The sequence below is a fragment of the Mycolicibacterium aubagnense genome (assembly GCF_010730955.1).
Lineage (GTDB): Bacteria > Actinomycetota > Actinomycetes > Mycobacteriales > Mycobacteriaceae > Mycobacterium > Mycobacterium aubagnense.
This window is the reverse complement of the sequence record NZ_AP022577.1, coordinates 1,004,546-1,025,968: the sequence shown is the minus strand read 5'-3', so window position 1 is coordinate 1,025,968 and position 21,423 is coordinate 1,004,546. Positions and strand designations below refer to the sequence as shown.

Below are 21,423 nucleotides of genomic sequence, written 5' to 3'. Positions count from 1 at the left end.
CATCGCGGTCGTAGTCGTCCGATCGAGTTCTCAGCTCTGCGGGAGCCGTGCAGTGATCCGGCCGTAGACGTCGTCGTCGAACGCCACGAATGTGACGTCGGTGTCGGGGCCGGCGCCTCCGGCCACCGTCTCGACGGCGATCGCTACGGCATCGTCCAACGGCCAGCCGTAGATGCCCGCGCTGATCAACGGGAAGGCCACGCTGCGTGCGCCGAGTTCGCCGGCGACTTCCAGTGAGCGCCGGTAGCAGGATCGCAGCAGCTCCGGATCGCGTTGGCCCGCTCGGTAATTCGGCCCGACGGTGTGGATCACCCAACGGGCTGGGAGTGCTCCGGCGACGGTCCATCCGGCGTCCCCGGTGGCCAATCCGTGGGGGAACCGGTCGATACAGGACTGCAGGACTGCAGGTCCGCCGGCTCGGTGGATCGCGCCGTCCACGCCACCGCCGCCGCGCATCGCATTGTTGGCGGCGTTCACGATCGCATCGACGTCCTGCCGCGTGATGTCGCCGAGGACGGCGGTGATGTGGGGCATGACCGCAGTATGCGCGCTACGCGTCGATCCGAAACCGCTTGATCCGGGCCGCCGCACCGGACACCAACTCAACCCGCGACTTCGGCACCCCGAAATGCTCGGCCAGCACGCGGATCACCGCCGTGTTGGCTTTGCCGTCCACCGCCGGCTCACGGACGTACACGACCAGCGTGCCGTCGTCGTCGGTCTCGACGAGCGGCCCTTTGCGGCTGCCCGGCTTCGCCCGGACCGAGATCATCACCGGTCCACTGTGCAGAAAATCCCGAGAAATGGGTAATTTCTCGGGATTTTCCGCACGTTCGGCGGCGCGGAAACTAGCGCGCGACGATCACCGACGAACCGTGGCCGAACAGGCCCTGGTTCGCGGTCACACCCACACGAGCGCCCTCGACCTGACGGCCGATGGCCTGACCCTTCAGCTGCCAGGTCAGCTCGCACACCTGCGCGATGGCCTGGGCCGGGATGGCCTCACCGAAGCACGCCAGACCACCCGACGGGTTGACCGGCACGCGGCCACCGATGGTGGTGGCACCGGAGCGCAGCAGCTGCTCGCCGTCACCCTTGGCGCACAGGCCCAGGTGCTCGTACCAGTCGAGTTCCAGGGCGGTCGACAGGTCGTAGACCTCCGCGAGGTTGACGTCGTCGGGGCCGATGCCGGCCTCGGCGTACGCCGCATCGAGAATCTGGTCCTTGAACACCCGGTCCGGCCCGGGGATGGTCGCGGTGGAATCCGTTGCGATGTCCGGCAATTCGGGCAGGTGCTGCGGGTACTGCGGCGTGACGGTGCTGATCGCCCGCACCGACGGCACGCCGTCCAGCGAGCCGAGGTGCTTGCGCGCGAAGTCGGCGCTGGCCACGATCAGCGCGGCGGCGCCGTCCGAGGTGGCGCAGATGTCCAGCTGTCGCAGCGGGTCGGAGACGACCGGGCTGGCCAGCACGTCCTCGACCGAAGCCTCCTTGTGGTAGCGGGCATTCGGGTTGTTCAGGCCGTGCTTGGAGTTCTTCACCTTGATCTGAGCGAAGTCCTCGGAGGTGGCGCCGTAGAGGTCCATGCGGCGCCGGGCCAGCAGAGCGAAGTACACCGGGTTCATGGCACCCAGCAGGTGGAAGCGCTGCCAGTCGGGATCGTTCTTGCGCTCGCCGCCGACCGGCGCGAAGGCGCCCTTGGGTGTGGTGTCGGCGCCGATGACCAGCGCGACGTCGCAGAAGCCGGCCAGGATGTGGGCGCGGGCACTCTGCAGTGCCTGCGACCCCGAGGCGCAGGCGGCGTACGACGAGGACACCGGCACCCCGTTCCAGCCCAGCTTCTGGGCGAACGTCGAACCGGCGATGAAGCCCGGGTAGCCGTTACGGATGGTGTCGGCACCGGCGACCAGTTGGATCTGACGCCAGTCCAGGCCGGCCTCGGCCAGCGCGGCACGGGCGGCGCCGACGCCGTACTCGGTGAAGTCACGGCCCCACTTGCCCCACGGGTGCATGCCCGCACCGAGGATGTACAGAGGATCTGGGGTGCTCATTCTGCTGAATCCTCCGTGCTCCTCGCGTCCGCAACCGCCCACGCGTAAGTGGTCCGCTCGACACCGTCGGCGTCGGTGTACAGCGGCATGGTGGTCAGTTCCATCTCCATGCCGACCTTGAGGTCTGCCGCGAGCGTGCCCTCGACGACCTTGCCCAGCACGATGAGGCCTTCGGCCTCCAGTTGGACGGCGGCGATGGCGAACGGCTCGAACGGATCGGCAGCCGGGTACGGCGCCGGCGGGGGATAGCGGTTCTCGGTGTAGCTCCACACGGTGCCGCGGCGCGACAACGCAACGGGCTCAAGCACGTCGCTGTCACAAGCCGGGCTGGGGCAGTTGTTGGCGCGGGGCGGGAAAACGTAAGTTCCGCACTGCGGGCATTTTGCCCCGATCAGGTGCGGTGCACCGTTTTCGTCGGTGTCCCACCAACCTTCAATGGCCGGCTGACTACCGGCGTCCGTCACTCCTGGCACCAGCTCAGCGTAGCTGCCAACGGGCCAGAAACTGAAACGTGTTGCAGTTTTATCCCGGCAGCCGGGAAATCGCCTTGAACTGTACGAAACGGTTTCGTACGCTTTGCCGATGGTTCGAGGCATGGCACGGGAACAAGCGGTACTGGCGGCCACGGCCGAATTGCTCATCGAAAGGGGCTACGCGGCATTGACCACCGACGCGGTCGCTGTGCGCGCGGGCGCCAGCAAGGCGACCATCTATCGCCGCTGGCCGAACAAGGCTCAACTCGTCCGCGCCACGCTCGATGCCGCGGACGCCGCCCGGAACGCGTCGATCCCCGACACGGGGGCGCTGCGCACCGATCTGCTGGCCGTGATGGATGTCGTTGCCGCGGATGTCGCCGACCCGTTGACGCGGGTCACGGCGGAGCTCGCGATGCTCATGCGGCACGACGAACAACTGGCCGACGCCCTCCGACAGCATCTGGACAAGGAAGAGCTCTCGCCCTTCCATGACGCGCTCCAGCGCGCCATCGCGCGGGGTGACATCGCCGCCGATGCGGACGTCGAGCTGATCCATGACGTGGCCGAGGCGATGATCCTGCGACAGATGCATCTCGACCGCCCCGTCGACGCCGACTTCAGTGCGCGGCTGATCGACGACGTGCTGCTGGCGCTGCTGGGTGGTGCGCGATGACGGTCGTGATCGCCGGTGCCGGGCCCACCGGATTGACCCTCGCCATCGAGCTGGCCCGGCGCGGCGTGGCGTGTCGCGTACTCGACCGGGCGCCGACCTTGTTCCCCGGTTCGCGCGGCAAGGGACTGCAACCGCGCACCCTCGAGGTGTTCGACGACCTCGGCGTCATCGGTGCGGTGCTCGCGGCCGGCGAGGCCTTTCCGCCCATGCGCCTGTACCGCGGCGCGGAGGTGGTCTGGACCAAGCCGATCTACGAGCTGCTGGGTCTGCCCGACATCGTGGCAACCCCGGGGGTGCCATATCCCGCCACCTGGCTGATCCCGCAGTGGCGCACCGATCAGATCTTGGCGGCACGCTTCGGCGAGCTCGGCGGAACCATCGAATTCAACACCGCGGTAAAAGATTTCACGCAAGACGACGACGGTGTTACCGTGCGGACCGACCGTGGTCCGATCCGCGCCGACTACCTCGTCGGCGCCGACGGCGGCCGCAGCACGGTGCGCAGGACGTCCGGCGTCGAATTTCTCGGCGGTGCGCTGACCGAGGAACGCATCATCGTGGGCGACGTGCGGGCCACCGGACTCGACGGCCGGTGCTGTCACCTCCTGACCGCTGACGGCGACCAGGCAAAGCGGTTCTCGTTGTGGAATCTGCCGGGCAGCGAGCATTTCCAACTGGTGGTGACGATGGCGCCCGGCGAGAACCCACCCGCACTGACCCTGGCGGCCATGCAGGACCTGCTCGAGAGCAGGTCGGGCCGCCGGGACGTGGTGCTGTCGGACTTGCGGTGGATTTCGGAGTATCGCGTGAATCTTCTCATGGCACAACGGTTCCGGATGGGCCGGGTACTGCTGGCCGGCGACGCTGCCCACGTCCATTCGCCGGCCGGGGGACAGGGCGTCAACACGGGCGTGCAGGACGCGTACAACCTCGGCTGGAAACTGGCCGCGGTGCTGGCGGGCGCTCCCGACGAGCTGTTGGACAGCTATGCGGCTGAGCGAATGCCGGTCGCGGCGAGCGTGTTACGGCTCAGTGGTGCGCTACATCGTCAGGGTTTCGGTGCCACCGGCCCGGCACCGTCCGCCATCGATCAGCTGGACATCAGTTACCGGGATGGCCCGCTGGCGGGCAGCGGGTACGCGTCAGGCGTGCTCCGGACCGGCGACCGCGCGCCCGACGCCCTGCTGCCGGATGGTCGCCGACTGTTCGACGTGTTCCGCGGACCGCACTGGACGGTGCTCGACTTCGGCGGTCCCGCAGTCGATTTCGGTGTCCCTGAGCTGCGCCTGACTCCCGGCGCCGATTACGACGTGCCCGCCGGCTCGTACGTGCTGGTCCGGCCCGACGGGTACGTCGCGGCGATAACCGACTCTGCGGACGTGGTCCGCGAACAGCTCAGCCGATTTGATCCAGTTCGTGAGCCGGCCCCGTCATGACCGGGTGCTGGTGGCGGTTTCGGTGCGGTAGCGGTCGGTGACCCGCGCCAGGGCCTCAGGTGCCCGCGACGCCCCCGCGACGTGCATCTCGCGGTTGGCGGCGATGACATCGGCGGTCTCGGCGCACCGGGCGGTCTCGTAGCTGCGAAGCCCGGCGAGGCCGTGGGCGGCCAATTCGTCGGCGAGGACCCGGGCATCCACGATCGACTGCGACGCGCCGTTGGCCCCGACGGGGTACATCGGGTGGGCGGCGTCGCCGAGCAGCGTCACCAGCCCGTCGCCCCAGTGCGACAACGGGTCCTTGTCCACCATGGGGTAGCTGAACAGTGCCGGGCTCCGGCCGATCAGTGCGTCCATGTCGAGCCAGTCGAGGTGCCAGTCGGCCACCTGGGACAGGACGTCGTCCGCCGCCGCGGGTGCGTTCCACGTGGCGTCGCCGTGCAGCGGGCCGGGTTGCCCGCTGGGGACCTGGAGCACCCAGTTCACCCGAGCGCCGCCGATCGGATACGTGATGAGGTCAACGCCGTTGTCGGCCTTGACGATTGCCATGGTGTGCCCGTCAAGGAACGGAGTGATGTCGCTCGCCCCGCGGTACATCGTGATGCCGGACCACATCAACGGGTCGTGGCCCGGATGCAGGGCCGCACGCACCACCGAACCGATGCCGTCGGCGCCGACCAAGGCGTCCCCGACGACCGGGCCGGCAGCGGTGTCCGCCACGACGCCGTCGGCGCTCTGCCGGAATCCGGTGACCCCGCTATCGGTGCGCACGGAGTCGGCGCCGAGGCGTTCGCGCACCGCGCCGAGCAGCATCATCTGCAGCCGCCCGCGGTGTACCGACAGCTGCGGGTACGCGTCGCCCGCGGCCAGCCCGCGGGGTTCGGTGAACAGCAGCTCGCCGCCATGGGTGTAGAAGCGAATCGCTGACGGGGCCACGGCCATGGCGGTCAGCTCGTCACCGAGGCCGAGTTCGGTGAGTTCTCGCACGGCGTGCGGCAGCAGGTTGATGCCGACACCCAAGGGTTGCAGGTCGTGCGCTCGCTCCAGAACGAGGGCGTCGAATCCACGGGCGTGCAGGGTCAGTGCTGTGGTGAGTCCGCCGATGCCGCCGCCGGCGATGAGTAGCTGTGTCATGAGTCCAGCCTCGGCGCGGCAGAACTATAAGTCCAATACCGATCAATTCCACAAACTATAATCATCGGTTATGGAATTACGGCAGCTCGAGTACTTCGTCGCGGTTGCCGAAGAAGCCAATTTCACCCGTGCCGCCGCGCGGATCCACGTCGCACAGCCCGCGGTCAGTGCGCAGATCGCACGGCTGGAGCGCGAGCTGGGCGAGCTGTTGTTCGACCGCGGCCGGCGCGAGATTCGGTTGACTGCGGCCGGGCAGGCAGTGCTGCCGCACGCCCGCGCTGCCCTGGCCGCCATCGCCGATGCGCGCACCGCGGTGGCCGAACTGAGCGACCTGGTGCGCGGGTCGGTGACCATCGGCACGGTCACCGCGCACGATGTCGACATGCCGGGCCTGCTCGCGCGGTTCCACGACGCGCACCCTTACGTCGACATCACTCTCGGCACCGCGAACTCGGACGAACTGATCGAGGGCGTCCGCACGGGACGGTTGGACGCCGCCATCGTGTCGGTCGGCACGGAGCTGCCGGCGGGGCTCGCTGCTGTGGTGGTCACCGACCAGCCGATCGTCGCTGCGGTCGGCCTCGATGATCCGTGGCGTGGCCGGCGAACCATCCGGCTGGAGGAGCTGGCCGGCCGTCCCGTCATCGCCCTGCCCGTCGGCACCGGCATTCGCTACCAGTTCGAGCGGGCGTGCGCCGACCTCGGTGTCGACGTACACGTCGCGTTCGAGGCCAGCACGCCGCACGCACTGGCCGACCTCGCCGCGCGTGGTTTGGGGGTCGCCGTGTTGCCGCAATCGATGGTGCGGTCGCGCACCGATCTGCACCTCATCGCGCTGATCCCGGCCCTGCGCGGACGGCTGGTGTTCGCCTGGCGGTCCGGTGGCCCGATGAGTCCGGCGGCGCGTGAGCTGGTGAACATGGCGCGGCGGTTACTGGCTGTCGGTGAGGCTGAATAGAGTTAGGGCCGTGAGCCCCACCGCAACGGACGCCCCGCCCACCACCAAGCCCACATTGATGCTGCTGGACGGCAATTCACTGGCGTTCCGAGCGTTCTACGCGCTGCCCGCCGAGAACTTCAAGACCCAGGGTGGTCTCACCACCAACGCGGTGTACGGGTTCACCGCCATGCTGATCAACTTGTTGCGCGATGAGAAGCCGTCGCACGTCGCCGCCGCGTTCGACGTGTCCCGCAAGACCTTCCGGAAAGAGAAGTACCCGGAGTACAAGGAAGGGCGTGCGGCCACGCCCGACGAATTCCGGGGCCAGATCGACATCACCAAAGAGGTGCTGGGCGCGCTCGGCATCACGGTGCTGGCCGAGGAGGGTTTCGAGGCCGACGACCTCATCGCCACGCTGGCCACCCAGGCCCAGGCCGCGGACTTCCGAGTGCTGGTCGTCACCGGCGACCGTGACTCGCTGCAGCTCGTCAGCGACGACGTCACGGTGCTGTACCCCAAGAAGGGCGTCAGCGATCTGCACCGCTTCACTCCGGACGCGGTCGTCGAGAAGTACGGCCTCACCCCGACGCAGTATCCGGACTTCGCGGCCCTGCGCGGCGACCCGAGCGACAACCTGCCGGGGATCCCCGGTGTGGGCGAGAAGACCGCGGCCAAGTGGATCAACCAGTACGGCTCGCTGCAGGCCCTGGTCGACCACGTCGACGAGGTCAAGGGCAAGGTCGGCGACTCGTTGCGCGCCAACCTCTCCAACGTCATCCTCAACCGCGAGCTGACCGACCTGGTCAAGGACGTCCCGCTGCCGCACACCCCGGAGGCGCTACGGGTGCAGCCGTGGGACCGTGACCGCATCCACCAACTGTTCGACGACCTCGAATTCCGGGTGCTGCGCGACCGCCTGTTCGACACCCTGTCGCCGGTGGAGCCCGAGGTCGAACTCGGCTTCGACGTGCGCGGCGGCCTGCTCGAGCCGGGCACCCTGGCGGCCTGGCTCTCCGAGCACAGCAACGGCAGTCGTTTCGGTATGGCCGTCAACGGCACCCACAAGGCGTTCGACGGCGATGCCACCGCGCTGGCCATCGTGTCGGCCAGCGGTGAAGGCGTCTACATCGACACCGCACGGCTGGATGCCGAAGATGAAGCGGCGCTGGCATCCTGGCTGGCTGATCCCGGCCCGCCCAAGGCGTTGCACGAGGCCAAGCTTGCCTGGCACGACTTGCTCGGCCGCGGCTGGAACCTCTCCGGCGTCACCTCGGACACCGCGCTGGCCGCCTATCTGGTCCGTCCGGGGCAGCGCAGCTTCGCGCTCGACGACCTGTCGGTGCGCTACCTGGGCCGCGAGCTGCGGGCGGAAAGCGCAGAGCAGCAACAGCTTTCGCTGCTCGATGATCCTGATGAGGTTGATGATGCGGCGATTCAGGCGCTGATCGTGCGGGCCGCGGCCGTCGGCGAACTGGCCGACGCGCTGGACGTCCAACTCGCGGGGATCGACTCGCTCGCGCTCCTCGGGCAGATGGAACTGCCGGTGCAGCGGGCGCTCGCCGAGATGGAGAACGCGGGCATCGCCGTCGACATCGAACTGCTCGGCCGGCTGCAGAGCCAGTTCGCCGACCAGATCCGGGATGCGGCAGAGGCGGCCTACGCGGCCATCGGTGAGCAGATCAATCTGGGTTCGCCCAAGCAGCTCCAGGTGGTGTTGTTCGACAAGCTGGAGATGCCGAAGACCAAGCGCACCAAGACCGGCTACACCACGGATGCCGATGCGCTGCAATCGCTTCTGGACAAGACTGGGCATCCGTTCCTGCAACATCTGCTGGCGCACCGCGATGCCACCCGGCTCAAGGTCACGGTCGACGGTCTCCTGAACGCCGTGGCATCCGACGGGCGGATTCACACCACCTTCAACCAGACCATCGCGGCCACCGGCCGGTTGTCGTCGACCGAGCCGAACCTGCAGAACATCCCGATCCGCACCGAGGCGGGCCGGCTGATCCGTGAGGCGTTCGTGGTGGGCAAGGGCTTCGCCGAGCTCATGACGGCCGACTACAGCCAGATCGAGATGCGCATCATGGCGCACCTGTCCCAAGACGAAGGCCTGCTGAACGCTTTCAATACCGGCGAGGACCTGCACACCTTCGTCGCGTCGCGGGCCTTCGGCGTGCCGAGCGAAGAGGTGACCGCGGAACTGCGCCGCCGGGTAAAGGCCATGTCCTACGGCCTCGCCTACGGGTTGTCGGCGTACGGCCTGGCGTCGCAGCTGAAGATCTCGACCGAAGAAGCCAAGCAGCAGATGGACCAGTACTTCGACCGGTTCGGTGGGGTGCGTGACTACCTGCACTCGGTCGTCGAACAGGCCCGTAAGGACGGGTACACCTCGACGGTGCTCGGACGCCGGCGTTATCTGCCGGAACTCGACAGCAGTAACCGCAACGTCCGGGAGGCCGCGGAGCGGGCCGCGCTCAACGCGCCCATCCAGGGCAGCGCCGCCGACATCATCAAGGTCGCGATGATCAACGTCGACGGCGCCATGAAGGCCGCCGGGCTGAAGTCACGAGTCCTGCTCCAGGTGCACGATGAGTTGCTGTTTGAGGTCGCCGAAGGCGAACGGGACGCCCTCGAGAAGCTGGTCCGTGAACAGATGGGCAGTGCCTACCCGCTGGACGTGCCGCTGGAGGTGTCGGTGGGCTACGGCCCCAGTTGGGATGCTGCCGCGCACTAGGCGTCGGCCGCCAGCCCGAGGCCCAGCGCGACGAGGATCGCGCCCATCGCGCGTTCGATGCGTTGACGGATGTGGCTGCGGCTCAAAATGTTTCGCGCCTTGTCCGCAGCCAGGACCACGCCGACGCACCACGACGTGTCGATGACGAGCTGGATGCCGGCGAGCACCAGCAGCGCCGGCAGCACCGGGCCGCCGGCCGGCAGGAACTGGGGGAGCACCACGATGCCGAAGGCCGCGGCCTTCGGGTTGGCGGCGATGGACACCAGGGCCGCCCGGAAGGCCGCGGCCGGGGTCCGTCCCCGCGGGTGCGCGAGCATGCAAGAAGTATCGCTGACCCGCGCAAATGGTTAGATCAGGTCGCCCGGTAGTTGGTCAACCACTGCAGCACCGGCGCTTGTGCCCGGGTGGCGGTCAGCCAGTACGACTCCTCGGCGTGCAGCTGATAGGTCCGCTGGTCGGCCAGTCCCCGGTCGATGCGGTCTCGGACGAACGCCAACTCGACGACCTGCACGGCGAATTCCTTCACCGATTTCCCGGCTGGGGTGCCGCCGATCCGCGTCGCGGTGGCGATCGCCGCCTTGCGAGTGCGCATGGAGCCGAGCCACGTCGCCTCGTTCGGGGTGATGAGGCCGGAGGCGACGAGCCCGGGCAGCTTCTCGGCGACCACCCGCTGTTCGCGGCGGCGGCCCAGCACGCCCGTGACGATGGCGAGGGTGAAGATGGGCACCATCCAGAACAGGTAGACGGCGAAGTAGGCCCCGGCGCCGACGACGGTCGAGCCGTTCCACAACATGTGCATGACCACTGCGGCGAGGTAGCCGAGTCCGATGTACAGCACCTTGGCGCCGGCGCCGCGGTGCTGCAGTGCGAGGAACACGCCGATGCCGGTCATGCTGGTGAACAGCGGATGCGCGAAGGGACCCATGATCAGTCGCAGCGCGGCGGTCAACAGCGAGTGCGCGATGGTCTCGCCCATGGCGATGTAGAAGATGTTCTCCAGCCACGCGAAGCCCGCGGCCACGAAGCCGGCGTACACCAGGCAGTCCGTCAACGAGTTCAGTTCGTTGCGGCGCCGGCCGGTCATCATCAGCAGCAGGAACAAGCCCTTGGCGGCTTCCTCGATCACGGGAGCGCCGATGGCCATCGCGGCGAAGCCGTCTTTGCCGAGCAGCGGCGTCGACATGGTTTCCAGGACCACCGAGATGACGACGCTGATCGAGGCGCCCCAGACGAACGCGAAGATGAGCAGCCGCGGTGGCTCGGGCTCCCAGCGGTCGAACCACAGGTAGGTCAGCAGCACGACTGCCGTCGCGACGCTGGCCAGCACGAAGCCGACGGTCATGCCGATCGGATTGGTGAGTGTGGTCAGGATCAGCACACAGCCGATCAGCACCCCCAGACCGATGATCACGCCGAGGGGCGCGCCGACCTTGCGGATTCGCCGCGGCATCGGCGCCAGATACTGGTATGGCGGCGGCACAGGTGACGGGGCGGGATACACGACACGAAGACTATCGGCCCGGAACGGCATTCCCCTGCAGTGGAGCAGACCGCGTTTGGCCTGCGTCTACAGGTCTAGTACCCTCATCAAGTACCTGTGTCCACATGGGCTATGGGTATGTGTGAAACGTCTGGTGGTAACGCCGCGACGCGTCACGAGAAAACAAGCAATTTGTCCCTACGATAAGACCTGTCCGGAGCCACCCACCACATGCCAAGTCCCTCCATCACCTCGCCGCAAGTAGCCATCAACGACATTGGCTCGGCCGAGGACTTTCTCGCCGCTATCGACAAGACCATCAAATACTTCAACGATGGCGACATCGTCGAAGGGACCATCGTCAAGGTGGACCGCGATGAGGTTCTGCTCGACATCGGCTACAAGACCGAAGGTGTCATTCCTTCTCGCGAACTTTCCATCAAGCACGACGTCGACCCCAATGAGGTCGTTTCCGTGGGCGATGAGGTCGAAGCCCTCGTTCTCACCAAGGAGGACAAGGAAGGCCGTCTGATCCTGTCCAAGAAGCGGGCTCAGTACGAGCGCGCCTGGGGCACCATCGAGGAGCTCAAGGAGAAGGACGAGGCCGTCAAGGGCACCGTCATCGAGGTCGTCAAGGGCGGCCTGATCCTCGACATCGGCCTGCGCGGCTTCCTGCCCGCATCGCTCGTCGAGATGCGCCGTGTCCGCGATCTCCAGCCGTACATCGGCAAGGAGATCGAGGCCAAGATCATCGAGCTCGACAAGAACCGCAACAACGTGGTCCTGTCGCGTCGTGCCTGGCTGGAGCAGACCCAGTCCGAGGTCCGCAGCGAGTTCCTCAACCAGCTCACCAAGGGCGCCATCCGCAAGGGTGTCGTGTCCTCGATCGTCAACTTCGGCGCGTTCGTCGACCTGGGCGGCGTGGACGGCCTGGTGCACGTCTCGGAGCTGTCCTGGAAGCACATCGATCACCCGTCCGAGGTGGTTCAGGTGGGCGACGAGGTCACCGTCGAGGTGCTGGACGTCGACATGGACCGCGAGCGGGTTTCGCTGTCGCTCAAGGCGACTCAGGAAGACCCGTGGCGCCACTTCGCCCGCACCCACGCGATCGGTCAGATCGTCCCGGGCAAGGTCACCAAGCTGGTCCCGTTCGGTGCGTTCGTCCGCGTCGAAGAGGGCATCGAGGGCCTGGTGCACATCTCGGAGCTGTCCGAGCGCCACGTCGAGGTCCCGGACCAGGTGGTCCAGGTCGGCGACGACGCGATGGTCAAGGTCATCGACATCGACCTGGAGCGTCGCCGCATCTCGCTGAGCCTCAAGCAGGCCAACGAGGACTACACCGAGGAGTTCGACCCGTCGAAGTACGGCATGGCCGACAGCTACGACGAGCAGGGCAACTACATCTTCCCCGAGGGCTTCGACGCCGACAGCAACGAATGGCTGGAAGGCTTCGAGAAGCAGCGTGACGAGTGGGAGGCCCGGTACGCCGAGGCCGAGCGTCGCCACAAGATGCACACCGCCCAGATGGAGAAGTTCGCCGCGGCCGACGCCGAGGCAGCTGCCCGTCCGGCGACCAGCGGTTCCTCGCGTTCCGAGGAGTCGACCGGTGGCACCCTGGCCAGCGACGCCCAGCTGGCGGCGCTGCGCGAGAAGCTCGCCGGCAACGCCTAAGCAGTACAACGACAAATGCCCCGGCCCAATGGGCCGGGGCATTTGCCGTATCTGCGGCCGATAGTGTGTCCTGCGTGCTTCGTATCGGACTGAGCGGCGGCATCGGCGCCGGAAAATCCACGGTGTCATCGACCTTCGCGGCTGCCGGCGGCATCATCGTCGACGGTGACGTGATCGCCCGTGAGGTGGTGGAGCCCGGCACCGAGGGGCTGGCCGCCCTGGTGGAGGCGTTCGGCGAGGACATCCTGCAGCCCGACGGTTCGCTCGACCGGCCGGCGCTGGCTGCGGTGGCGTTCAGTGACGGGGAGAAGCGCAAGACCCTCAACGGCATCGTGCACCCGCTGGTCGGCCGGCGCCGTGCCGAGCTCATCGCCGCCGCTCCCGTGGGTTCGGTTGTGGTGGAAGATATTCCGCTGCTCGTCGAGTCGCAGATGGCGCCGCTGTTCCCATTGGTCGTCATGGTGCACGCCGACGAGGATGTGCGCGTCGCGCGGCTGATCGAATATCGCGGCTTCTCGGAGCAGGACGCCCGTGCCCGGATCGCGGCGCAGGCGACCATCGAACAGCGCCAGGCCGTCGCCGATGTCTGGCTGGACAACCACGGCAGCGCCGACGAACTGGCGGCCAAGGCTCGCCGGCTGTGGGAGCAGCGCATCGTGCCGTTTGCGCGCAACGTACAGGCCGGCGTCCCGGCCACCGTCGCGCCGGCGCTGGTGTCGTACGACGACACGTGGCCCGAGCAGGCCCGCCGGATCGTGGCTCGGCTGCGCACCACGTGCGGACACCGCGCGGTGCGGGTCGACCACATCGGGTCGACGGCGGTGCCGGACCTGGACGCCAAGGACATCATCGACATCCAGGTGACCGTGCCGTCGCTGGCGGTGGCCGACGAGCTCACCGATCTGCTGCTGACCGGGGGCTACCCGCGGACGGACATCACCGACGACGTCGCGAAGGACGATGCGCGCAGCACTGTTGCCGAGTTCGACCACTCCGACGACAAGGCACTGTGGCAGAAGCGTTTTCACGCGTCGGCCGATCCCGGCCGGCCGACCAACGTGCACATCCGCGTCGACGGCTGGCCCGGCCAGCAGTTCGCGTTGCTCTTCCCGGCCTGGATCGCCGCCAACCCCGACGAGCGGGTGGAGTACCTGGCTCTCAAACACGATGCGCTGGCTGCCGCGCCGGCCACCAGCGGTGAGTACGCCGACGCCAAGGAGCCCTGGCTCGCCGGTGCGTACCGACGAGCCTGGGCCTGGGCCGACGAAACCGGTTGGCGCCCTTAGTGAGCTGAGGCGGCCGGTGTTGCGGGCGTGCCCGGCAGCTCGGCGCTGTACTGCTGGCTCGGATCGAAGTCGGTCACCGAACCGCAGCTGAGCACCCCGTACCCGGGGTCCTGGTGCTGCGGCGTCAGGCGCGGGGCGACGAACTGGTCGGCCTGGGCGACGATTTCGTCGTCGACGAGAATCTCGCAGTGCAGGCTCGCTGAGTACGGCCACTGGATCGACACCTGCATGCCGGCGTTCGCCGCGTTGTTGAGGACGGCCGAGGCTTCGAACATCTCGCCGGGGAGCAAGCTCGGCGTCGCGGAGTTGAGCTGGTTGTCGGTGAGTCGGTAGGTGACGAGCGTGCCGCGGGACACCCCGTCGACGCGGGCCCGGTAGGTGATGTTGTGCGGCCCCGCGCTGGGCGGCGCGGTGTCTGCGGCCGGGACTGCCGGCGGTGTGGGCGGCGCGGGTGGTGTGGGGTCCGCCACCGCTGTCGAGGTGCTCGTGGCCACTGCGATGGCGTACGCCAGCGATGCCGCGGCTATGCCTCCGCGCGTGATCGATGTCATGGTTGTTGACATTACCGCGCGACCGGCGGTGTGCGCCTAGTTGAGGTCGCGCCAGGTCAGTGACATACCGAGACTGGCTAGCCAATCTCCCAGCTGGTATTTGTTCTGGGCCAGGCCGTCGATCGCGGTGGTCGCTGTCGTGATCGCGCGTTCGCCGTCATCGGTGCTGAGTAGGTGGTGACGTACCGCATCCAGTAGTTCGTCGACGTCCTCCAGCTCGACGCCCACGCCCGACCGCACGACCAGGTCCAGGTAATGGTCCTCCGACGTCCACACCTGTTCGTCCGCGGTGAACCGGCCGACATCGAGATAGAAGTCCTGTTCGCGTTCATGTCCCGGATTGAAATGGAAGATGCTGGCGCGTAGTCCGATGGTGGGCAGCAGCCACGACTCGAGGTAGTGGAACTGCGGGCGGCCGGGGGTTGGGCGTGCCATGTAGAGGCCCCACGGCTCGACTCGATACATGTCGACGGCGCGCACGATGCCCTTCGGATCGGTGTTCGTGCGGTCGGCCAGGTTGAACGTCTCGTGCTTGGGTGCGTGGATGGCGTCAGCGTACGCGCCCGACGCGCAGCCGGCAGCGCCTGTCGGTGCCCGCCTCTACCCTGGTACCCATGGCCTTCGCGACCGAACACCCCGTCCTCGCGCACTCGGAATACCGGCCGGTCGACGCCATGGTGCGGGCCGGCGGCAAGTTCGAGGTGGTCAGTCAGTACGAGCCGGCGGGTGACCAGCCGGCGGCCATCGACGAACTTGAGCGCCGCATCACGGCGGGGGAGCGTGACGTGGTGCTGCTCGGCGCCACCGGTACCGGTAAGTCCGCGACCACCGCGTGGCTCATCGAGCGGCTGCAGCGTCCCACGCTGGTGATGGCGCCCAACAAGACCCTGGCCGCGCAGCTGGCCAACGAGCTGCGGGAGATGTTGCCGCACAACGCTGTCGAGTATTTCGTCTCGTACTACGACTACTACCAGCCCGAGGCCTACATCGCCCAGACGGACACCTATATCGAGAAAGACAGCTCGATCAACGACGATGTCGAGCGGCTGCGGCACTCGGCAACGTCCAGCCTGCTGTCGCGTCGCGATGTCGTGGTGGTGGCGTCGGTGTCGTGCATCTACGGCCTCGGCACTCCGCAGTCGTACATGGACCGGTCCGTCGAACTGAAGGTCGGCGACGACGTGCCGCGCGACGGTCTGCTGCGGCTGCTCGTCGACATCCAGTACAACCGCAACGACGTGGCATTCACCCGCGGCTCGTTCCGGGTGCGCGGCGACACCGTCGAGATCATCCCGTCCTACGAAGAGTTGGCAGTGCGCATCGAATTCTTCGGCGACGAGGTCGAGGCGCTGTACTACCTGCACCCGTTGACCGGTGACGTGGTGCGCAAGGTCGACTCGCTGCGTATCTTCCCGGCCACCCACTACGTGGCCGGCCCGGAACGCATGGCCATGGCGATCTCGACCATCGAGCAGGAGCTGGAAGAGCGGCTGGCGCAGCTGGAGGGCCAGGGCAAGCTACTGGAGGCGCAACGGCTGCGGATGCGCACCAACTACGACGTCGAGATGATGAAGCAGGTCGGGTTCTGCTCGGGCATCGAGAATTACTCGCGCCACATCGACGGCCGCGCTGCCGGCTCGGCGCCCGCCACGCTGCTGGACTACTTCCCCGAGGACTTCCTGCTCGTCATCGACGAGTCACACGTCACCGTGCCGCAGATCGGCGCCATGTACGAGGGCGACATGTCCCGCAAGCGCAACCTGGTCGACTTCGGCTTCCGGTTGCCGTCGGCGGTCGACAACCGGCCGCTGACCTGGGAGGAGTTCGCCGACCGCATCGGTCAGACGGTGTATCTGTCGGCGACGCCCGGCTCGTACGAGATGGCCCAGTCCGGCGGTGAGTTCGTCGAGCAGGTCATCCGGCCGACGGGTCTGGTGGACCCCGAGATCGTCGTCAAACCGACCAAGGGCCAGATCGACGACCTCATCGGGGAAATCCGCAAGCGCACCGAGCGCGACGAGCGCGTGCTGGTCACCACCCTGACCAAGAAGATGGCCGAGGACCTCACCGACTATCTGCTCGAGACCGGGATCCGGGTGCGGTACCTGCACTCCGAGGTGGACACGTTGCGCCGTGTGGAGTTGCTGCGCCAACTGCGGCTGGGTGACTACGACGTCCTGGTCGGCATCAACCTGCTGCGTGAAGGTCTGGACCTGCCCGAGGTGTCGCTCGTCGCGATCCTGGACGCCGACAAGGAAGGCTTCCTCCGGTCGACGCGAAGCCTCATCCAGACCATCGGCCGCGCGGCGCGCAACGTGTCCGGCGAGGTGCACATGTACGCCGACAAGATCACCGACTCGATGCAGGCGGCCATCGAGGAGACCGAACGTCGCCGCGCCAAGCAGGTCGCCTACAACGAGGCGAACGGCATCGACCCGCAGCCGTTGCGCAAGAAGATCGCCGACATCCTCGACCAGGTGTATCGCGAGGCGGAAGACTCAGCGGACGTCGAGTCGGTGCCTGTTGGGGGCTCGGGCCGCAACGCCTCGCGGGGTCGCCGGGCCCAGGGTGAGCCCGGCCGGGCGGTCAGCGCCGGCATCGTGGAAGGCCGCGACACCGCCAACATGCCGCGTGCCGAGCTGGCGGACCTCATCAAGGACCTGACCGCGCAGATGATGAACGCGGCGCGGGATCTGCAGTTCGAGCTTGCGGCCCGCATCCGTGATGAGGTGGCCGACCTAAAGAAGGAACTGCGCGGGATGGATGCGGCCGGGCTGAAATGAGCGCTCCTTGATCTCAACCGTGGTTGAGGCCCTAGCGTCGCGGACGTGACTGAGATGCGCGCTGAAACCGTGACCGTCGGCAGCTGGCGGGAACTGCTCGGTCCCAGGTATTTGGGCGCGTCGACGGTATTGGCCGGCGGCGTTGCGCTGTACGCGACCAATGAATTCCTGACCATCAGTCTGCTGCCCAGCGCCGTCAACGACATCGGCGGCGGACGGCTCTACGCGTGGGTCACCACGGTGTACCTGGTCGCCTCGGTGATGGCGGCGACGACGGTCAGCGCCATGGTGGCCCGTTTCGGTCCACGGCTGGCATATCTGTTGGGGTTCACTGTCTTCGCGCTCGGCAGCGTCGTATGTGCCCTGGCGCCGACCATGGAACTGATGCTCGCCGGGCGCGTGGTGCAGGGTGCCGCGGGCGGCACGCTGGCCGGGCTGGGCTATGCGGTGATCAATACGGCTCTGCCGCAATCTCTTTGGCCCAAGGCGTCGGCCCTGGTGTCGGCGATGTGGGGCGTCGGGACGTTGCTCGGCCCGTCGTCCGGGGGCTTGTTCGCGCAATTGGGCGTGTGGCGCTGGGCGTTCGGGGCGCTGGCCATCCTCACCGTGGCGGTGATGATTCTGGTGCCGTTGAGCCTGCCGGGCAGGTCCGCAGACCACGAACGTGAGCCGTTGCGGATTCCGGTGTGGTCGTTGGTGATTCTCGGGTCCGCAGCAATGGCCATCAGCGTGGCGGGCATCCAGCGCAGCGTGCCGCTCATGGTGGTGCTGTTGGCCGCGGGCGTGGCGCTGGTCGGCCTGTTCATCGTGGTGGATGGGCGGACGCCGGTGAGCGTGCTGCCGAAGACCGCCTATGGGCCGGGTCCGTTCAAGTGGATCTACGTGACGTTGGGTGTGTTGATGGCGGCCACGATGGCCGACATGTACGTGCCGCTGTACGGGCAGCGCCTGGCGGGCCTGGTCCCGTTGACGGCAGGCTTCCTCGCCGTCGCGCTGAGTGTGGGCTGGACGGTCAGTGAGATCGTCAGTGCCTCGGTTACCTCGCTCGCCCGAGTGGTGCGCATCGTGGCGGTGGCGCCTCTGGTGATGGCGATCGGGTTGGGTACGGCGGCAGTCAGCCAGGTCGACGACGCCTCGGCGACTGTCGTGGCCGTTTGGGCGTTCTCGCTTTTGGTGACCGGCGTCGGCGTCGGCATGGCATGGCCGCACTTGTCGGTGTGGGCGATGGGCCGGGTCGACGATCCCGCGCAGGGCACCGTCGCCGCGGCCGCGATCAGCACCGTTCAGCTGATCTGCGGAGCCTTCGGCGCCGGGCTGGCCGGCATCGTCGTCAACACCGTCGATCGGTCCGATGCTGTCGGCGCCAGTTGGTTGTTCGCGGTCTTCGCCGGGCTTGCCGCGCTGGGTTGTGTGGCGTCGTACCGGGCGAGTAGGGGCGTGGGCTAGTCGGGTTCCCCGACTTCGGAACCGGCGTCGGTACAGTCGGCTTCGTGTCAATCCTCGCCAGGCCCGTCGTCGCCGATGCTGTCGCGCGTCTGTTCTCGTCCACCATCAATCCTGCGCCGAAGCCGGGCGTTCGATTTTCTGAAATAGGTGGCACCACAACGTCGGTGGTGATTCCGACCCGGCACGGCGATACGGCGGCGACGGTGTACTGGCCGCAGCCCAGTGGTTGTGCGGGGGTATACGTGAACGTGCATGGTGGTGGTTTCGTTGTCGGCCACCGGGAACAGGACGATCCCTGGTGCCGTTTTCTTGCCGCGCACGCGAATGTTGTTGTGGTGAACACCGATTACGTGCTGGCTCCGGGACACCGGTTCCCTGACCCCGTCGAGCAGGTGTACGACGTTCTCGTCTGGGCATCGGCTGCCGAACGGGACTGGGACGGCAGCAAGCTCTGTGTCGGCGGGCAGAGCGCCGGCGGCAGCCTGTCGGCTGCCGCGGCACGGCTGGCGTTGGATGAGGGCGGACCTGACCTCAAGTTGCAGATGTTGCACTATGCGCCACTGGATTTGGTGACGGCCAGCAAGGACAAACATTCTCCGCTGGGGGACAAGGCCGTGATGCGGCCGTGGATGAGCGAGGTGTTCGACACCGCGTACATCCCGGCCCCCGCGCAGCGCGGTCACCGGCTGGCGTCGCCGGCATGGGGTGACAACGCCGACGGCATCGACGGGATCGCTCCCGCGCTGATCGTCACCGCGGAGTACGACCGGCTGCGGGATGAGGCGTGGCGATATGCCCAGAAGCTGGACGCCGTCGGTGCTTTGGCGCAGTACTACGAGGTGCCCGGTGTCGACCACGGCTACAACATCATGAGCAACGCAACGACCGTCACGCGCGGCGTGTACGACATGATCGCCGGACACGTCAGCCGGGCGACCGCGGATTGACCAGACCCGACTCGTAGGCGACGACCACCGCCTGGGCGCGATCGCGCAGGGAGAGTTTCGCGAAGATGTTGCCTACGTGCGTCTTCACCGTGTATTCGGTGACGAACAGCCTGTCCGCGATCTCGATGTTCGACAGGCCCTGCGCTATCAACTCGAGCACTTCTCGTTCACGGGGCGTCAGCGTGGCGAGTTCGCGTCCCCAGGGCCGTGGCGTGGAGCGGCGCTGGACGATGTCGGCGATGAGCCGACGGGTGACACTCGGCGCGAGCAACGCATCGCCTGCCGCCACGACCCGGACCGCGCGGATCAGGTCGTCGGCCGGCGCGTCCTTCAACAGGAATCCACTGGCGCCGGCGCTGAGCGCGTCGTACACGTACTCGTCGATATCGAACGTGGTCAGCATCAGAACCCGTACCGGAGTCGGCATTGCCGCTGACAGGATTTCGCGAGCGGCGTCCAGCCCGTTCATCTCCGGCATACGGACATCCATCAAGACCACATCGGGTTGCAGACGCCTGACTTCCGAGACCGCGACGCGGCCGTTCGGTGCGTCGCCGACGACTGTCAGGTCGGATTGCGCGGCCAGAAGGGCGCCAAATCCCTGACGAACCATGGCTTGATCGTCGGCGATGAAGAGGGTGATCGGTCCGGTCACGGACGTGGCCCCGACGTCACCGGCAGGCTTGCAGGAATGCGAGCGCGCACCGCGAATCCGCCGTCGGCCAGACGTCGTGCGTCAAGCGTGCCGCCGATCGACGCCACCCGCTCCCGCATGCCGGCGATACCGCTCCCGCTCGATGTCGTTCCGGCTGATTCCGGCACCGCGGCCGGTCCATTGCGCACGATGACCGTCGTGGCGTCGGTCCCGTGCTCCATGGTCACCGTCACGGGCGCGCCCGGACTGTGCCGAACCGCGTTGGCGAGCGACTCCTGCACGATTCGGTACAGGACCACGCCGGCCATCTCCGAGACAGCCGGCGGATCGCCAAAAATACTGAGGGACAGGTCAACTCCGGCACGCCGACTGTTCTCGATCAACTCTCGGACACCCGCGATGCCGGGCTGCGGACCCAGTTCGACCAACTCGTCGTCGCAGCGCAACACACCGAGTACGGTCCGTACCTCGTTGAGACTGGCGCGGACGTTGGCCCCGATCGCGTCGAACTCCGCCTTGGTTTCCTCGGTCACCGAGGTGAGCCGGTAGGAAGCGCTCTGGGCCTGCACCACGACGATCGACATGTGGTGTGCGATCACGTCGTGTAGATCGCGGGCGATCCGTGCGCGCTCCTCCAGAACCAACCGGCGTGTCCGTTCCACCTCGGTGATCCCGCGCTGGCTGGCGAGCTGCTGCCGTGAGCCGACGAGCTCACGCACCAGTAGCCCGATGAGGGCTACTGCGGTCATGCCGATCGCGAATCCGGCACCGGTCTGGCCGGGGGAGGCCGCCAGCAGGGCTACGCCTGTCGACAGCCCTGCGACTACGGCCGCAGCAAGCGAGCACCGCACGATGACGGCGAACAACAGCGTCATCAAAACCGCCACGTGAACCATCTGCCACGGGAAGGTGCCGTCGACCGGCGGGCAGACGAGCGGGAGGACGAGTGCACCGGTAGCCGATATCGCCCATCCGAGCAATGGAGTCAGTCGGATAGCCACCAGTGGAAGAGCGGTGACCGCGGCGATGACGGTACGGGCGCCAGACGGCACCGCGTACGTTGCGTCGACCGTCGCCCAGGCCATCACGAATAGAAACAGCGACACCGCGTAGCTGACCACGCTCAGAGTTCGATCGAGACGTGATCGCGTCATGGT

At 67.3% G+C, this 21,423-nt stretch carries 20 protein-coding genes; 9 read left to right on the top strand and 11 right to left on the bottom strand.

Annotation, left to right across the window (positions count from 1 at the left end; all coding sequences use genetic code 11):
* Positions 1-30 precede the first annotated feature (30 nt).
* The 4 genes from G6N59_RS05110 to G6N59_RS05095 all read right to left on the bottom strand — a co-directional run bounded on the left by G6N59_RS05110 (position 31) and on the right by G6N59_RS05095 (position 2,515).
* The gene (locus G6N59_RS05110; protein WP_138231090.1) at positions 31-534 is read right to left on the bottom strand and encodes an O-acetyl-ADP-ribose deacetylase; all 504 of its coding nucleotides are present in this window, start codon (positions 532-534) and stop codon (positions 31-33) included.
* Between the two features lie 16 nt (positions 535-550).
* Complete coding sequence (locus G6N59_RS05105) at positions 551-772, bottom strand: DUF167 domain-containing protein (RefSeq protein WP_138231389.1); 222 nt, start codon at positions 770-772, stop codon at positions 551-553.
* Between the two features lie 76 nt (positions 773-848).
* A complete protein-coding gene (locus tag G6N59_RS05100) occupies positions 849-2,051 on the bottom strand; it encodes a lipid-transfer protein (protein ID WP_138231089.1) in 1,203 nt (400 codons plus the stop codon).
* Positions 2,048-2,515 (bottom strand): Zn-ribbon domain-containing OB-fold protein, encoded by a 468-nt coding sequence (locus tag G6N59_RS05095; protein ID WP_234884306.1) that lies wholly within the window; start codon positions 2,513-2,515, stop codon positions 2,048-2,050. Before G6N59_RS05095 ends, G6N59_RS05100 begins: the two co-directional genes overlap by 4 nt.
* Before the next feature lie 130 nt (positions 2,516-2,645).
* Here G6N59_RS05095 and G6N59_RS05090 point away from each other — a divergent pair, with 130 nt between their 5' ends.
* On the top strand, positions 2,646-3,200 hold the full coding sequence (locus G6N59_RS05090) for a TetR/AcrR family transcriptional regulator (RefSeq protein WP_234884288.1): 555 nt from the start codon (positions 2,646-2,648) through the stop codon (positions 3,198-3,200).
* On the top strand, positions 3,197-4,636 hold the full coding sequence (locus G6N59_RS05085; RefSeq protein WP_138231086.1) for an FAD-dependent monooxygenase: 1,440 nt from the start codon (positions 3,197-3,199) through the stop codon (positions 4,634-4,636). The genes G6N59_RS05090 and G6N59_RS05085 overlap by 4 nt, the downstream gene beginning before the upstream one ends.
* On the opposite strand, the gene G6N59_RS05080 is transcribed toward G6N59_RS05085, so the two are convergent.
* Positions 4,631-5,770 carry an FAD-dependent monooxygenase gene (locus tag G6N59_RS05080; RefSeq protein WP_138231085.1) on the bottom strand — a complete coding sequence of 380 codons (1,140 nt, stop codon included), beginning with the start codon at positions 5,768-5,770 and terminating at the stop codon, positions 4,631-4,633. The two genes, G6N59_RS05085 and G6N59_RS05080, sit on opposite strands and share 6 nt — an antisense overlap.
* 70 nt (positions 5,771-5,840) lie before the next feature.
* Between G6N59_RS05080 and G6N59_RS05075 the strand changes: the two genes are divergently transcribed.
* Together G6N59_RS05075 and polA are read left to right on the top strand one after the other, a co-directional pair.
* Complete coding sequence (locus G6N59_RS05075; RefSeq protein WP_138231084.1) at positions 5,841-6,728, top strand: LysR family transcriptional regulator; 888 nt, start codon at positions 5,841-5,843, stop codon at positions 6,726-6,728.
* Between the two features lie 58 nt (positions 6,729-6,786).
* The gene (polA, locus tag G6N59_RS05070) at positions 6,787-9,447 is read left to right on the top strand and encodes a DNA polymerase I (protein WP_234884305.1); all 2,661 of its coding nucleotides are present in this window, start codon (positions 6,787-6,789) and stop codon (positions 9,445-9,447) included.
* On the opposite strand, the gene G6N59_RS05065 is transcribed toward polA, so the two are convergent.
* Both G6N59_RS05065 and G6N59_RS05060 read right to left on the bottom strand, forming a co-directional pair.
* On the bottom strand, positions 9,444-9,764 hold the full coding sequence (locus G6N59_RS05065) for a LysE family translocator (protein WP_234884287.1): 321 nt from the start codon (positions 9,762-9,764) through the stop codon (positions 9,444-9,446). The two genes, polA and G6N59_RS05065, sit on opposite strands and share 4 nt — an antisense overlap.
* Positions 9,765-9,799: 35 nt before the next feature.
* The gene (locus tag G6N59_RS05060; RefSeq protein ID WP_138231387.1) at positions 9,800-10,897 is read right to left on the bottom strand and encodes a PrsW family intramembrane metalloprotease; all 1,098 of its coding nucleotides are present in this window, start codon (positions 10,895-10,897) and stop codon (positions 9,800-9,802) included.
* A gap of 261 nt (positions 10,898-11,158) precedes the next feature.
* Between G6N59_RS05060 and rpsA the strand changes: the two genes are divergently transcribed.
* Together rpsA and coaE are read left to right on the top strand one after the other, a co-directional pair.
* Complete coding sequence (gene rpsA, locus G6N59_RS05055; RefSeq protein ID WP_061006315.1) at positions 11,159-12,598, top strand: 30S ribosomal protein S1; 1,440 nt, start codon at positions 11,159-11,161, stop codon at positions 12,596-12,598.
* A gap of 74 nt (positions 12,599-12,672) precedes the next feature.
* Complete coding sequence (gene coaE, locus G6N59_RS05050; RefSeq protein WP_138231083.1) at positions 12,673-13,884, top strand: dephospho-CoA kinase; 1,212 nt, start codon at positions 12,673-12,675, stop codon at positions 13,882-13,884.
* Here the strand turns inward: coaE and G6N59_RS05045 are convergent.
* Both G6N59_RS05045 and G6N59_RS05040 read right to left on the bottom strand, forming a co-directional pair.
* Positions 13,881-14,435: a hypothetical protein gene (locus G6N59_RS05045; protein WP_138231082.1), complete on the bottom strand. Its 555-nt coding sequence runs from the start codon at positions 14,433-14,435 to the stop codon at positions 13,881-13,883. The two genes, coaE and G6N59_RS05045, sit on opposite strands and share 4 nt — an antisense overlap.
* A gap of 36 nt (positions 14,436-14,471) precedes the next feature.
* Complete coding sequence (locus G6N59_RS05040; RefSeq protein WP_138231081.1) at positions 14,472-14,981, bottom strand: ribonuclease FAU-1 family protein; 510 nt, start codon at positions 14,979-14,981, stop codon at positions 14,472-14,474.
* Between the two features lie 68 nt (positions 14,982-15,049).
* On the opposite strand from G6N59_RS05040, the gene uvrB reads away from it, so the two are divergent.
* From uvrB to G6N59_RS05025, 3 genes are read left to right on the top strand one after another with little or no spacing between them, the layout of a single operon-like run.
* A complete protein-coding gene (gene uvrB, locus G6N59_RS05035; protein WP_138231080.1) occupies positions 15,050-17,218 on the top strand; it encodes an excinuclease ABC subunit UvrB in 2,169 nt (722 codons plus the stop codon).
* A 54-nt stretch (positions 17,219-17,272) separates the two neighbouring features.
* The gene (locus G6N59_RS05030; RefSeq protein ID WP_138231386.1) at positions 17,273-18,664 is read left to right on the top strand and encodes an MFS transporter; all 1,392 of its coding nucleotides are present in this window, start codon (positions 17,273-17,275) and stop codon (positions 18,662-18,664) included.
* Positions 18,665-18,708: 44 nt separating this feature from the next.
* Positions 18,709-19,611 (top strand): alpha/beta hydrolase, encoded by a 903-nt coding sequence (locus G6N59_RS05025; protein WP_138231079.1) that lies wholly within the window; start codon positions 18,709-18,711, stop codon positions 19,609-19,611.
* Here the strand turns inward: G6N59_RS05025 and G6N59_RS05020 are convergent.
* Positions 19,589-20,266: a response regulator gene (locus tag G6N59_RS05020; RefSeq protein ID WP_138231078.1), complete on the bottom strand. Its 678-nt coding sequence runs from the start codon at positions 20,264-20,266 to the stop codon at positions 19,589-19,591. The two genes, G6N59_RS05025 and G6N59_RS05020, sit on opposite strands and share 23 nt — an antisense overlap.
* A complete protein-coding gene (locus G6N59_RS05015) occupies positions 20,263-21,420 on the bottom strand; it encodes a sensor histidine kinase (RefSeq protein ID WP_138231077.1) in 1,158 nt (385 codons plus the stop codon). Before G6N59_RS05015 ends, G6N59_RS05020 begins: the two co-directional genes overlap by 4 nt.
* Between the last annotated feature and the right edge of the window lie 3 nt (positions 21,421-21,423).